Here is a 13,836-nt window from a genome sequence, read left to right on the forward strand (position 1 = left end):
CCTCCGGCCAGGATGCCGCGAGGCTGCAGGGCGAGGCGCGCGTGACCCGCGCGGCCAATGGCGACCTGACGCTCGCGCCGGCACGCTTCAATGCCTCGCGCGGCGGGCGGCTGGTCGTGCAGGGGCAGACCCGGGGTGAGGCGCTGACCGGCCGCGCCGAACTCGCCGCCCTGCCGCTCGCGCCCTTCACCGCCGGCGCGGTGGTGGGGACCATGGCGGGGCAGGTGAATGTGGCGGGCAGCCTGGCCGCCCCCCAGGCCCGCTTCGACCTGCGCGGCGAAGGGCTGCGCGCCACCGCGCTGGAAGGCCTGCCCGCCGCGCGCCTCACCGCCAACGGCACCGCCACCCCCGAGGCCGCGCGCATCGAGGCGCAGATCAACGCCGGCCCCGGCATCGCGCTGACCATCAATGCCAGCCAGCCGCGCGGGCTGGGTGCCGCCGCCGCCACCGAGGCGCGGCTGCAAGGGCGGCTCGACCTCAACGCCATCACGCGCCCCATCCTGGCCGGCGGCGCCGATGTGGTGACGGGCCGCGCCGATCTCGACCTGCGCCTGACCGGCAGCCCGGAGGCGCCGCAGCTCACCGGCACCGCGAATGTCACCGGCGCCACCTACCGCAATGACGCCCAGGGGGTGCGGCTGGAGGGCATCACGGCGCGCCTCGTGGCCCAGGGCGAGCGGCTGGTGTTGCAGCAATTCTCCGCCCGCACGCGCGGCAATGGCAGCATCTCCGGCGAGGGCTGGGTGGAGCCGCTGGGCGAGAACATCCCGGCCGAATTGCGCCTCACCGCCCGCAACGCCCGCCCCGTGCAGTCCGAGCTGGGCGAGGCGGTGATGAACGCCGACCTGGTGCTGCGCGGCCCCATCCTGGCGGGCGGCAGCCTGTCGGGTCGCATCGAGATCACCCGCGCCGAGCTCCGCATCCCCGAGAGCTTCGGCGGCAGCATCCCCACCGTGGGGCCGGTGCGCGAGGTGGGCCCGCGCCCCCCCGGCCGCCCCGCCCCCGCCCCCCGCGCGCCGCCGCCGCGGCCCCGGCCGGCCCGCCGCTGGCGCTGGACGTGCAGGTGGTGGCGCCCCGCGCCATCTTCGTGCGCGGGCGCGGGCTGGAGGCGGAGCTGTCGGGCGATATCCGCGTGGGCGGAAACCTCGTCGCCCCCACCATCTCCGGCGCCTTCACCCTGCGGCGCGGCCAGTTCGACCTGGCGGGGCGCGTGCTGAACCTGACGCGCGGCGCCGCGCGCTTCGACACGGGCACGCTGATCCCGACGCTGGACTTCCTGGCCACCACGCGCTCCCGCACCCACACCATCACGCTGACCATCAGCGGCCCGGCCAATTCCCCGGAGCTGACGGTGGGCGCCCAGCCCGACCTGCCGCAGGATGAGGCGCTGGCGCGGCTGCTGTTCGACCGGGAGCTGGAGCGGCTTTCGCCCTTCGAGATCGCGGCACTCACCCAGGCGGTGGCGCAGCTGGCGGGCATCATGCCCTCGGGCGGCGGGGTCACGGGCCGCATCCGTGAGGCGCTGGGGCTGGACCGTCTCTCGGCCGGCGCGGCGGAGGGCGGCGGCGCCACGGTGGAGGCCGGGCGCTATGTGGCCCCGGGCGTCTATGTGGGCGTGCGCCAGGGCACCTCGGGCGCCACGCCCGGCGTGGGCGTGCAGGTGGAGCTGACGCCGCGCCTCCGGCTGGAGGCGGAAACCCAGACGGGCGAGGCCGGCGACCGGGTGGGCCTGACGTGGAGCTATGAATGGTGAGGCCTACGGCCTCACCGGGGAGTTATGAATGGTGAGGCCTGTGGCCTCACCGGGAAGCTACGAGTGATGACGGGCCTTCACCCGCCCGGCCGGGTCAGTCGATCGAAAGGTTGAGCCGCGCCACCGTCTCCCGCTCATAGGCCGTGCGCTCCTGCGCGAAGGCCAGGTATTCGGCGGGGCCCAGATATTCGTCGGGCATCTCCCAGCGGCGCATCACCGCCTGGGACGCCTCATCCTGCATGGCCTTGCGGAAGGATTGGTGCAGCCTGTCCACGATCTCGGGCGGCAGCCCCCGGGGCCCCACGAAGCCATAGGGCGAGGTGACCGACATGCCGTAGCCCAGCTCATTCAGCGTGGGCGCGTCGGGGAAGGAGGGCAGCCGCGTGCGCGTCCAGACGCTGAGCAGGCGGAAATCCCCGTTCTCGACCTGCGGGCGCCAGGCCTGCGCGTCCGCGATCATGTCGATCTGCCGGCCGAGCAGGGCGGTGACACCCTCCTGCGCGCCGCGGAAGGGCACGTGCAGCATCTCCACACGCTCCCGCAGGCAGAGATCCTCCATGGCCAAATGGTTGGTGGTGGCGATGCCCGAGGTCGAATAGGACACCTGCCCGGGCCGCGCCCGCGCCGCGGCAAAGACATCGGCCAGGGTGCGGTGCGGGCTGTCATTGCGCACCACGGTCCCGAACAGGAAGCCCGAAAGCTGCATGATGTAGGTGAAGTCCGTCACCGGGTCCCAGGTGGGCTGCCGGGTCAGGAAGGGGTGGCGCAGGATGGACAGGTGGTGGTGCGCCAGCGTGTAGCCATCGGGCTGCGCCTGCTGCTTCAGGAACATGGCCGCGCGGGTGCCGCGCGCGCCGGGCATGTTCTCGGACACGATGGAGACGCCGAGGTCGCGGCTGACGATGTCGAACATCGTCCGCTGCAGGGAGTCGAGCGAGCCGCCCGGCGGCCAGGGGGTGATGATGCGGATGGGGCGGCTCGGCCAGCGCGCCTGGGCGATGGCGGGCGCCGACAGCAATGCGGCGGCGCCGAGCAGCGCGCCGCGGCGCGCGATCCGTGCGGTCATTCTTGTCTCCTCCTCCGCCGGTCCATGCGGACCGGCTTTTCTTGCTTGGCCGGCGGATGCGGCCATTGAGGAGTGACGGTAGTTGCGGCCGCGCGGCATTTGCAAGCGTGACGACGCATGAACCCCGGCGGCAGGCGGCCGCCGGACTCCATCGCCGGCGGACGCTAGCTGTTCCCGCCCGTCAGCACCTGCCCGGCCAGATTCTCGCTGAGCTTCGCCACCGCCGTGTGGTCCTCGCCGGCGCCGAGGCTCTTGGCCGCCGCCGCCCACATCTCGCGCGTGAGTGCCGCTAGCGGCGTGGGCACGCCGGCCTCCTTGCCGACCTCCAGCGCGATGGACAGGTCCTTCACCATCAAATCCAGCCCGAAGCCGCTGTCGAAGCGCCGCGACAGCACGAATTGCCGGAACTTCTTCTGGGTGGAGTTGTTCATGCCCGTGGACGCGTTCAGCACATCCACCATCAGCCCCGGCTCCAGCCCGAACTTCTGCCCGATCAGCAGCGCCTCGATGCCGATGAGGAAGCCGCCCGCGCTGACCAGATTGTTCAGCGCCTTCATCGCCTGCCCCGCGCCGATGGCGCCGCAGCGGTGGATGGAGGTGCCCATGGCGCGCAGGATGGGCTCGGCGGCGTCGAGGTCGGTGTCGCTGCCGCCAGCCATGATGGCCAGCTCACCCGTCCTGGCGCGCGGCACGCCGCCCGAGACGGGGCAATCCACCATGCGGATGCCGCGCGGGGCGAGGCTTTCCGCGATCTCGCGCGTGCGGGTGGGATTGCCCGAGGTCATGTCGATGAACAGCGCGCCGTTCGGCAGGAAATCCGCGACCTGCCCCGCCACCACCGCCACCTCGCGGCTGGTGGGCAGGATGGTGACGAGGGCGTCGGCGCCGGACGCGGCCTCGGCCGCCGAAGCCGCGCCATGGCCGCCCACCTCCGAGACGAAGCGCGCGACGCGCTCCGCCGAGAGGTCGCTGACCACCACATCATGCCCGGCCTTGATCAGATTGGCCGCCATGGGCCAACCCATATTGCCGATGCCGGCGAAGGCGATGCGCGCCATGATTACTTCTTCGCCTTGATGGCGCCTTCGGCGATCAGCACCTCATGCGTCGCCTTGAAGGCGTCCAGCGCGGCCGGAATGCCGCAATAGGCCGCGGCGTGGCTGAGTGTGGCGCGGATTTCGTCCACGCTGACGCCGTTGTTCAGCGCGCCCTTCACGTGCAGCTTCACCTCGGGAATCTTCCCCAGGGCGGTCAGCATGGCGAGGTTGATGATGCTGCGCGTCTTGCGGTCCAGCGTCGGGTCGCCCCAGGCCATGCCCCAGGCCCAGGAGGTGGTGATGCGCTGGAAGGCCATCATGAAGTCGTCGGCCTTCTCCAGGCTGGCGTCCACATAATCGGCGCCCAGCACCTCGCGGCGGATGGGCAGGCCCTTCTCGAACAGCGCGTCGTCATCGGCCATGGCGGTCTCTCCCTTGCAGGTCCGGTGTCGCGGGCAGGCTGGGGCGGGATGCCCCCATGGTCAACGGGGGCGGCGGGTGCTTGCATGCCGGCATGTTCTTCGATGGCTTCACGCTCGAAACCCGCGAGGTCGCGGGCCAGTCCCTCCGGCTGCGGCGCGGCGGCGAGGGCCCGCCCTTGCTGCTGCTGCACGGCAACCCGCAGACCCATGCCATGTGGCACCGCGTGGCGCCCGTGCTGGCGCGGCGCTTCACCGTGGTGGCGCCCGACCTGCGCGGCTATGGCTTCTCCGGCAAGCCGGGTGTCAGCGCGGACCACGTGGCGCATTCCAAGCGCGCCATGGCGGATGACATGGCCGCGCTGATGGCGCAGCTGGGCCATGAGCGTTTCCAGGTGGTGGCGCATGATCGCGGCGCGCGGGTGGCGCATCGGCTGGCGCTGGACCACGCGGCGCGGGTGGAACGCCTCTGCCTGATGGACGTGGTGCCCACCCTGCACCATTTCGAGCACGCCGACATGGCCTTCGCCATGGGCTACTATCACTGGTTCTGGCTGGCCCAGCCCCACCCCCAGCCGGAGCGGCTGATCGAGCAGGATGTGGAACTCTGGTTCGACATCCACACCAACCGCGAACCCAAGGACCGCGGCTTCTTCCACCCCGAAGCCCGCGCCGACTACCTGGCGGCGCTGCGCCTGCCCGGCACCGTGACTTCCATCTGCGAGGATTACCGCGCCGCCGCCACCATCGACCTCGCGCATGACCGCGAAAGCCGCGCCGCCAGCCAGCGCATCGCCTGCCCGCTGCTGGCGCTGTGGGGCGCCAAGGGCAAGATCGGGCAATGGTATGACGCGCTGGCGGTGTGGCGCGACTACGCCACCGGCCCCGTCTCCGGCCACGCCGTAAACAGCGGGCACTACCTGGCCGAGGAGGCGCCGGAGGAGGTGCTGGCCGCGCTGGAGCCCTTCCTGCGCGGCTAGAGCGGGATGCGTTGAGGGGGAATCACCGAAAACGTTAAATTCCGCTCTCAACAAGGGTTAGAGAAGGCTGCGTGAACGCATGTGAACGCAGCATGCTCTAGCGACCCCTGCTCAGCGCGACATCGCATCCGACGCCGCCTGGGTGCGCGACAGCGAGGCGCTGACCTTCTCGACCGAGCCGGAAATGCCCGTCATCGTGCGCGCCAACCCCTCCACCGCGCCGGCGGCGGCTTCGAGCTGGTTGCGGATGGCCTCCGTCTCCTCGGTCTGGGCCTGCACCGCGGTCGTGACCTGCGCCACCTCCTCGCGCACCCCGCCCACCGCGTCGCGGATGCCAAGCACCGCCTGTGCCACGCCATTCGACAGGTTCTGCAGGCCATCAATCTCGGTGGTGATCTGCTCCGTGGCGCGCGCGGCCTGGACGGCCAGATTCTTCACCTCGCCCGCCACCACGGCGAAGCCCTTGCCGGCATCACCCGCGCGCGCCGCCTCGATCGTCGCGTTCAGCGCGAGAAGATTGATCTGGCTCGCCACGCTGCGGATCAGCGCCACGATGCCGCCCATGGCCTGCGCCGCGCGCGCCATCGCATCCGTGTTGTCGCTGACCGCGCCGGCCTGGGCGAAGGCGGCCTCCGTGCCCTGCCGCGCGCGGTCCATGCCGTGGCCGACCTCGTGCATCGCACGCGCCACGGCGCCGCCGGAGGCCGAGGCCTCGCGGATTTCCGCCGTCACGCCGCCCGCCGCCTCCACCGCGCCGCGCGTTTCCGCCGCGGTGGCGTCCACCTCCCGCATCATGTCGGTGAGTTGGGTGAGGAGCTGCACCTGCGCCGTCACATCGGTCGCGAACTTCACGACCCGCACCACCCGGCCATTCTCGTCCAGGATGGGGTTGTAGGAGGCCTGGATCCAGACGCTGCGCCCGCCCCTTCCCACCCGCCGCATCCGACCGACATGGGGCCGGCCCGCGCGCAGCCCTTCCCACATGGCCCGGTATTCAGGCAGGTCCACATCCTCCGGCGGCATGAAGAGGCTGTGCGGACGGCCCTGGATGTCCTCCAGCCGGTAGCCCATCACGTCCAGGAAGGCCTTGTTGGCCGTGAGCACCTCGGCCTGCGGGGTGAAGCTGATGACGGCGTTGGTCCGGCCGATGGCCGCGATCTCCGCCGCATAGTCCAGGTTCTTCAGGCGGTGCGTCGCGTCCTCCCATTCCACCACGAAGCCGATGCGCTGGCCGTCCTCGTCCAGCGGTGTCACCATCAGGTCGAAGACATGGGCGCCGATGCGGATGGTGGCGGCGTGCGGCTTGTCCAGCGCGGCCAGCGTGTGGCGCTGGTGGTCGGGTTGGCGGTGGAAGACATCGAAGTTGCTGCCGATGAGCCCGGCCACGCTGAAGCGCGGCAATTCGCGCCGCAGATCGGCTTCCGACGCGCTCAGCAGCCGAACGACGGAAGGGTTCACATAAACGATGTTGAGATCGCGATCCGCGATCATGACATTGCCGCGCAATGCAGCCAGGGCCGCCCCCTGCAGGCGGTCGGCCAGGGGCGGCTTGGAACGGATGAACATGCCTTTGCTTCCTCGGTCAGGCCGCCAGGAAAGCAAGACATCCCTTAACCGTGGGTTTAAGGCGGGACGCCTCGCGGCCTGGCCCCTGAAGACGCCGAATCCCGCCCGCGGCCATGGCCGGCGGAGGTCGCCCTCAGCTTCCCATGGCCTGCGACGCCTCCCGCGTGCGGGTCACGGAATCGCTCACCTTCGACACGGCATCGGAAATGCCGGTCATCTCCCGCGCCAGCCCCTCCACCGCGCCGGCCGCCGTCTCCAGCTGGGTGCGGATGCGCTCGGCGCCATCGGTCTGGGCCTGCACGGCGGTGGTGGCCTGGGCCACCTCCTCGCGCACGCCGCCCACCGCGTCACGGATGCCGATGACGGCCTGGGCCACGCCGCTGGAGAGGTTCTGCAGGCCATCAATCTCGGTGGTGATCTGCTCCGTGGCGCGCGCGGCCTGGACGGCCAGGTTCTTCACCTCGCCCGCCACCACGGCGAAGCCCTTGCCGGCATCACCCGCGCGCGCCGCCTCGATGGTGGCGTTGAGCGCGAGGAGGTTGATCTGGCTCGCCACGCTGCGGATCAGCGCCACGATGCCGCCCATGGCCTGCGCCGCGCGCGCCATCGCATCCGTGTTGTCGCTGACCGCCAGCGCCTGGGCGAAGGCGGCCTCCGTGCCCTCGCGCGCGCGGTCCATGCCGCGCAGCACGTCGCGCATGGCGCGCGCCATCTCGCCCCCCGAGGCCGCCGCGTCGCGGATGTCGCCGGTGGCCTGGCTTGTCGCCGCCACGGTCTTGGCCGCCGCGGCGCGCGTTTCCTGCACGGTCGCGTCCACCTCCAGCACCGTCTCGCCCAGCTGGGCGGCGAGCAGCGCCTGCGCGGTCACGTCGGAGGCGAACTTCACCACCTTCACCACCCGGCCCTTCTCGTCCAGGATCGGGTTGTAGGTCGCCTCGATCCAGACCACGCGCCCGCCCTTGGCCATGCGGCGAATGCGCCCCGTGCGGAACTTGCCGGCGCGCAGCTCCTCCCACATGGCGGCGTATTCGGGGCCGCGGGCCTCTTCCGGCGGCATGAACATGGCGTGGGGTTGGCCGCGCACCTCCTCCAGCGTGTAGCCCATCACGGCCAGGAAGGGTTGGTTGGCGTCCAGGATGGTGCCCTGCGGGTCGAAGCTGATCACGGCATTGGAACGGCCGATGGCCTCGATCTGCGCGGCGTAGTCCAGGTTCAGCAGGCGATGCTTCGCATCCTCCCATTCCACCACGAAGCCCAGGCGCTGGCCCTCGCGCGCCAGCGGCGTCACCAGCAGGTCGAAGACATGCGGGCCGATCTGGATGGTGGCGGCGTGCGGCTTGTCCAGCACGGCCAGCATGCGGCGCTGGTGGTCTGGCTGGCGGTGGAACACGTCAATGTTGCTGCCGATCAGCCCCGCCAGGCTGAAGCGCGGCAGGGCCTGGCGCAGCTCCGCCTCGGCCTCGCCCAGCAGGCGCATCACGGCGGGGTTGGCGTAGACGATGGTCAGGTCGGGGTCGGCGATCATGACCTTGGCCCGCAGCGCGTCGAGCGCGGCCAGGCGGAGGTCGTGCAGCAGCGAGGGACGAGGGCGAAGGAACATGCGGGTCTCCAAGGGATACCCGACCAAATAAGTCTGGTTTATGACCGGCCCCTTAACACCGCTTGCGGCCGCGCGCCGCCATGCGACATTCCCTCCATGACAACCGAACGCTTCCAGCGCCGCATCCCCGAGGGCGAGGACCGCGAGCGCCTGATCTGCGGCGATTGCGGCTTCGTCGCCTATGAGAACCCCAAGATCGTGGTCGGCTCCGTGGTCAGCGAGGGCGGGCGCGTCCTGCTCTGCCGTCGCGCCATCAACCCCCGCCGCGGCTTCTGGACCCTGCCCGCCGGCTACATGGAGTTGGGCGAAACGGTCGAGGAAGGGGCCAGACGTGAAGCCTGGGAGGAAGCGCGGGTTAAGCTCACGTTGGAAAGAATATTGGCCGTTTACTCTATCGCCAGAATCGGACAAGTTCAGGTGATCTTCCGGGCCGGCCTCGCCGAGCCAGGACATGAGCCGGGCCCGGAAAGCCTGGAGACCCGCTTCTTCGAATGGGGGGATATCCCATGGGACGAGATAGCCTTCCCCTCCGTGCACTGGGCGCTGAAGGCCTGGCGGGAGGGCGGGACGGGGGTCGCGGGGAACCCGCCGGAAGACCGGCGCGGCATGGCCGGGCTCTAGCCGCGGCGCTGCTGCTGCCGGGGCTCTGGCTGCTCGCCCCCGCGCCGCTGGCCGCGCAGTCCCGCATTGATACCCGCATGGAGACGCTCTCCGAGGCGCCGAGCCAGCCCCGCGCCCGCGCCAATGACCCGCGCGACCGCGCCTTCCGCTCCGGCGGCCTCGCCGCCACGCCGGATTTCGGCAATGCCCCGCGCCCCGCGCCCCGGGTGGAGCTGGCGCCGCGGCCCAATCTCAGCCTCGACGCCCCCCGCGCGCCCATGGCCGAGGAGGTGGCGGGCATCCGCCCCACCATCATCAACCCCGCCATCCCCGGCAACGGCATGGCGGCGGAAGGCATGATCAACCGGCGCGAACGCCGCTTCCTCGACACGCCGGCCGCCGGCGCCCGCTTCTCCGCACCCGTCACCTGGTAGAGGACTTCGCATCCCCTCGCATGAGGGGCACACTCTCCCCGCGCCCCTGGGGAGGAAACAGCGCGTGGAATTCGACACCATCATCGTGGGCGGCGGCTCGGCCGGGTCCGTCCTGGCGCACCGGCTTTCGGCGCGCGGCCATCACCGCGTCCTGGTCTGCGAGGCCGGGCCCGACGCCCCGCCCGGCCAGGAAGCGCCGGAAATCCGCGACAGCTATCCCGGCACCGCCTATTTCGACCCGCGCTTCCACTGGACCGAGCTGAAGGTCCACACCCAGGTCGTCAGCCACAACAACCCCGAAGACCGCCCGCCGCTGCGGAAATACGAACAGGCGCGGGTGCTGGGCGGTGGTTCCTCCATCAACGGCCAGATGGCCAATCGCGGCGCCCCCACCGACTATGATGAATGGGCGGCCCGCGGCGCCGAGGGCTGGGGCTGGCAGGACTGCCTGCCCTATTTCAAGAAAGTCGAGCGCGACCTTGATTTCGACGGGCCCTTGCACGGCAAGGAGGGGCGCATCCCCGTCCGGCGCATCATGCCGGAGAACTGGAACCCGCACGCCCGCGCCGTCACCCAGGCCTTCAAGGAAGCGGGCTTCGACTACATCCCCGACCAGAACGGCGAATGGCGGGACGGGTACTTCCCCATCACCATCTCCAACGAGAACGAGGCCCGCGCCAGCGCGGCCATGGGCTATCTCGACGCCGAGACGCGGCGCCGCCCCAACCTGACCCTCTCCTGCGAGACGGTGGTGAAGCGCCTGCTCTTCGAGGGCACGCGCTGCGTGGGCGTGGTGGCGATGGTGCGGGGGCAGGAGCAGGAGTTCCGCGCCAAGGAGGTGATCCTCTCCTCCGGCGCCATCCATTCGCCGGCGCATCTGCTGCGCGCGGGCATCGGCCCGGCCGGGCATCTGCGCGACCTCGGCATTCCGGTGCTGCACAACCTGCCCGGCGTGGGCCAGGGGCTGATGGACCATCCTTCCATCGCCCTCTCCTCCTTCGTGAAGCGCGCGGCGCGGGTGGAGAACCACGTCACGCGCCGGCACATCCTGGCGGGGCTGCGCTATTCCTCGGGGCTGGAGGGCATCCCGGCCGGCGACATGTTCGTGGCCGTGGTGAACAAATCCGCCTGGCACGCGGTGGGCGAGCAGGTGGGCAGCTTCCTCATCTGGGTGAACAAGACCTATTCCGAGACGGGCCAGGTGCGCCTCGCCTCCGCCGATTGGCAGGCGGAGCCGGTGGTGGAGTTCAACCTGCTCTCCGACCGGCGGGACCTCGACCGGCTCATGCACGGCTTCCGCATGTGCGCGGGGATGATGATGGCGCCCGCCCTGGCGCAGGTGACGGACAACCCCTTCCCCGCCGCCTATTCCGACCGCGTGCGCAAGATCGGCGTGATCAACGCGAAGAACCGCTTCCTGACCAACGTCATCTCCCGCTTCCTCGACGGCCCGGCCTTCCTGCGAAAGGCCTTCATCGAGCGCTTCGTGGTGGAGGGCTTCCAGTTCCAGGAGGTGATGACCGACGACACGGCGCTGGAGGCCTTCATCCGCAAGGCCACCATCGGCATCTGGCATGCCTCCTGCTCCTGCCGGATGGGGCGGGAGGAGGACCCGATGAGCGTGGTGGACAGCACGGGCCGGGTGAAGGGCATCGAGGGGCTGAGGGTGGTGGATGCGTCCATCTTCCCGGTGGTGCCCTGCGCGAACACCAATTTCCCGACGCTGATGAGTGCGGAGAAAATCAGCGACGCCATCCTCGCCGGGCACTGAACTTCGCAACCCCGGTCAACCGGGCATGGCGTAGAAGCGCGCCATGCCCATCAAGACCCTCACCCTCACCGACCACGCCCGGCGCATCGCGCGCGCCATGTCCCACTTGGCCGAGCGGCTGGACCAGCCGCCCGGCCTGGACGAGCTGGCCTCCGTCGCCGCCTTCTCGCCCTATCATTTCCACCGCGCCTATCGCGCGCTGGCGGGCGAAACGCCGGTGGAGACCCTGGCCCGGCTGCGCCTTTCCCGCGCCGCCGCCGCCCTGCTCAAGAGCGACGCGCCCATGGCGCGCATCGCGCGGGAGGCGGGCTATGCCTCCATTCCCGCCTTCACCCGCGCCTTCCGCGAGGCGCATGGCATTCCGCCCGGCGCCTATCGCGCCCGCGCGGGGATCGGCCTGGAGGAGGACATGCTGGACCGGGTGGATATCGTGGAACTGCCCGCCTTTCACCTGGCCGCCCTGCCGCATCGCGGCTCCTACGACGCCATCGGGCCGGTCTTCGCGCGCCTCACCGCCTGGGCCGCCGCGCGCGGGCTGATGGGGGAGGAGGCGCGGTCCTTCGGCCTCTACCATGACGACCCGACCTCCATGCCCGACGCTGAACTCCACGCCCATGCGGCGCTGACCGTGCCGCCCGGCACCCCGCCCGACCCCGGCATGGAGATCATCGCCACCCCCGCCCTGCGCTGCGCCCGGCTGCGCTTCCAGGGGCCCTATGTGGAGATCGAGGCCGCCTATGACCGGCTCTATGGCGAATGGCTGCCCGCCTCGGGCGAGGAGCCGGCGGACCAGCCCATGATGGAGGAATACCTCAACGACCCGCGCGCCCTGCCCCCTTCCGAATGGCTGACGGACATCCTGATGCCCCTCAAGCCGCGCTGACGCCACCGGCCAGCCTGTCTTCCGCCATGATCCGCACCTATAAGTGGCGGACAGGAGGCCCCCATGCCGCAAACCATCGCCCTTGTGGATGACGACCGGAACATCCTCACCTCGCTCTCCATGACGCTGGAGCAGGAGGGCTACACCGTCCGCACCTACACCGATGGCGAGAGCGCCCTGCAAGGCCTGCTCGGCAAGCCCGCCGACCTCGCGGTGCTGGACATCAAGATGCCCCGCATGGACGGGATGGAGCTGCTGCAGCGGCTGCGCGCGCGCTCGGCCATGCCCGTCATCTTCCTCACCTCCAAGGATGAGGAGGTGGATGAGCTGATGGGCCTGCGCCTCGGCGCCGATGACTACATCACCAAGCCCTTCAGCCAGCGCCTGGTGCTGGAACGCATCCGCGCCCTGCTGCGCCGCAATGACGCGAGCCGCGCCGAGGCCTCGGGCCAGCCGCCCGGCGGGCTCCTGGTGCGCGGCGACCTAACGCTGGACGAGACGAAGCACACCTGCCTCTGGCGCGGCCAGCCCATCCAGCTGACGGTCACGGAATTCCTGCTGGTGAAGACGCTGGCGCTGCGGCCCGGGCTTGTGAAGAACCGCGACCAACTCATTGATGCGGCTTACGGCGAAAACATTTATGTGGACGACCGCACGATTGACAGCCATGTGAAGCGTGTGCGGAAGAAGTTCCGCGCCGTGGATGACGAATTCGCGCAGATCGAGACGCTCTACGGCATCGGCTACCGCTACAAGGAGCAGTAGCGTGTGATCGCCGTAGGGCTTCAGCCCGGAGGCGTGAATCACCCGCTACAAGAAGCAGTAGCCCCCGGCACAGCACGGGTAAGATGGTAAGATCGTAAGATGGTAAGGCGGGGGCCCGGAAACCGGGCTGGCCCGCTTGCCCTGTCTGCCCGCCGTGGCTAGGGTCGCCGCCACATCACGGCAGTGCAGCAAAAGAAGGCGCCACGCCCCATGAAGCTCCTCGTTCCCGTCAAGCGGGTGGTGGACTACAACGTCAAGGTTCGCGTGAAGGCGGACAACACCGGCGTCGAGACCGCCAACGTCAAGATGTCCATGAACCCCTTCGACGAGATCGCCGTCGAGGAGGCCGTGCGCCTCAAGGAAAAGGGCGTCGCCACCGAGATCATCGCCGTCTCCTGCGGCCCCACCGCCGCCCAGGAACAGATCCGCACCGCGCTGGCCATGGGCGCCGACCGCGGCATCCTGGTCGAGCATGATGGCGTGCTGGAGCCGATTGCGGTCGCCAAGCTGCTGAAGGCGCTGATCGCGAAGGAAAGCCCGGACCTGGTGGTCATGGGCAAGCAGGCCATTGACGACGACATGAACGCCACCGGCCAGATGCTGGCGGCGCTGATGGGCTGGCCCCAGGGCACCTTCGCCTCCAAGGTCGAGATCGCGGATGGCGCGGCCACCGTGACGCGCGAGGTGGATGGCGGGCTCGAGACGGTGAAGCTGAAGCTGCCCGCCGTCGTCACCGCGGACCTTCGCCTGAATGAGCCGCGCTACGCCTCGCTGCCCAACATCATGAAGGCGCGCAAGAAGCCCATCGAGACCATCAAGCCCGCCGATCTCGGCGTGGACGTGACCCCGCGGCTCTCCGTGCTGCGCGTCGAGGAACCCGCCAAGCGCCAGGCCGGCGCGCGCGTGGCCTCCGTGCAGGAACTGGTCGAGAAGCTGCGCAACGAAGCGAAGGTGATCTGAGC

The 13,836-nt window shown here is 70.3% G+C and carries 13 protein-coding genes and 1 pseudogene; 9 read left to right on the top strand and 5 right to left on the bottom strand.

Translation table 11 applies throughout. The features are described from left to right. Positions 1 to 212 precede the first annotated feature (212 nt). A pseudogene (locus ICW72_RS21065) lies at positions 213 to 989 on the top strand (translocation/assembly module TamB domain-containing protein); the annotation flags it as partial. Positions 990 to 1,066: 77 nt separating this feature from the next. After that, a complete protein-coding gene (locus tag ICW72_RS21070) occupies positions 1,067 to 1,753 on the top strand; it encodes a translocation/assembly module TamB domain-containing protein (RefSeq protein WP_269749814.1) in 687 nt (228 codons plus the stop codon). Between the two features lie 94 nt (positions 1,754 to 1,847). Here ICW72_RS21070 and ICW72_RS11570 read toward each other — a convergent pair whose 3' ends face one another. The 3 genes from ICW72_RS11570 to ICW72_RS11580 form a co-directional block, all read right to left on the bottom strand. Further along, positions 1,848 to 2,819: a tripartite tricarboxylate transporter substrate binding protein gene (locus tag ICW72_RS11570; RefSeq protein WP_191082847.1), complete on the bottom strand. Its 972-nt coding sequence runs from the start codon at positions 2,817 to 2,819 to the stop codon at positions 1,848 to 1,850. A 164-nt stretch (positions 2,820 to 2,983) separates the two neighbouring features. Then, entirely contained in the window at positions 2,984 to 3,877 is an 894-nt protein-coding gene (locus ICW72_RS11575) for an NAD(P)-dependent oxidoreductase (protein WP_191082848.1), read from the bottom strand. A 2-nt stretch (positions 3,878 to 3,879) separates the two neighbouring features. Next, entirely contained in the window at positions 3,880 to 4,278 is a 399-nt protein-coding gene (locus ICW72_RS11580) for a carboxymuconolactone decarboxylase family protein (protein ID WP_191082849.1), read from the bottom strand. Between the two features lie 92 nt (positions 4,279 to 4,370). Between ICW72_RS11580 and ICW72_RS11585 the strand changes: the two genes are divergently transcribed. Next, entirely contained in the window at positions 4,371 to 5,255 is an 885-nt protein-coding gene (locus ICW72_RS11585) for an alpha/beta fold hydrolase (RefSeq protein WP_191082850.1), read from the top strand. A gap of 111 nt (positions 5,256 to 5,366) precedes the next feature. Here the strand turns inward: ICW72_RS11585 and ICW72_RS11590 are convergent, their stop codons facing one another. After that, positions 5,367 to 6,821 (bottom strand): methyl-accepting chemotaxis protein, encoded by a 1,455-nt coding sequence (locus ICW72_RS11590; protein ID WP_191082851.1) that lies wholly within the window; start codon positions 6,819 to 6,821, stop codon positions 5,367 to 5,369. 133 nt (positions 6,822 to 6,954) lie between these two features. Then, entirely contained in the window at positions 6,955 to 8,421 is a 1,467-nt protein-coding gene (locus ICW72_RS11595) for a methyl-accepting chemotaxis protein (protein WP_191082852.1), read from the bottom strand. A 96-nt stretch (positions 8,422 to 8,517) separates the two neighbouring features. Here ICW72_RS11595 and ICW72_RS11600 point away from each other — a divergent pair, with 96 nt between their 5' ends. The 6 genes from ICW72_RS11600 to ICW72_RS11625 all read left to right on the top strand — a co-directional run bounded on the left by ICW72_RS11600 (position 8,518) and on the right by ICW72_RS11625 (position 13,834). After that, positions 8,518 to 9,042: an NUDIX hydrolase gene (locus ICW72_RS11600; RefSeq protein WP_191082853.1), complete on the top strand. Its 525-nt coding sequence runs from the start codon at positions 8,518 to 8,520 to the stop codon at positions 9,040 to 9,042. A 77-nt stretch (positions 9,043 to 9,119) separates the two neighbouring features. Next, positions 9,120 to 9,455: a hypothetical protein gene (locus tag ICW72_RS11605; RefSeq protein ID WP_191082854.1), complete on the top strand. Its 336-nt coding sequence runs from the start codon at positions 9,120 to 9,122 to the stop codon at positions 9,453 to 9,455. A gap of 64 nt (positions 9,456 to 9,519) precedes the next feature. Further along, positions 9,520 to 11,226 (top strand): GMC family oxidoreductase, encoded by a 1,707-nt coding sequence (locus ICW72_RS11610; RefSeq protein WP_191082855.1) that lies wholly within the window; start codon positions 9,520 to 9,522, stop codon positions 11,224 to 11,226. 43 nt (positions 11,227 to 11,269) lie between these two features. Then, a complete protein-coding gene (locus ICW72_RS11615) occupies positions 11,270 to 12,109 on the top strand; it encodes an AraC family transcriptional regulator (protein WP_191082856.1) in 840 nt (279 codons plus the stop codon). Between the two features lie 63 nt (positions 12,110 to 12,172). Further along, positions 12,173 to 12,874, top strand: coding sequence for a response regulator transcription factor (locus tag ICW72_RS11620; protein ID WP_184381727.1), 702 nt, complete (start codon positions 12,173 to 12,175; stop codon positions 12,872 to 12,874). Between the two features lie 210 nt (positions 12,875 to 13,084). After that, positions 13,085 to 13,834, top strand: coding sequence for an electron transfer flavoprotein subunit beta/FixA family protein (locus tag ICW72_RS11625; protein WP_191082857.1), 750 nt, complete (start codon positions 13,085 to 13,087; stop codon positions 13,832 to 13,834). Positions 13,835 to 13,836: the final 2 nt, after the last annotated feature.

The organism is Roseococcus microcysteis (genome assembly GCF_014764365.1).
GTDB lineage: Bacteria > Pseudomonadota > Alphaproteobacteria > Acetobacterales > Acetobacteraceae > Roseococcus > Roseococcus microcysteis.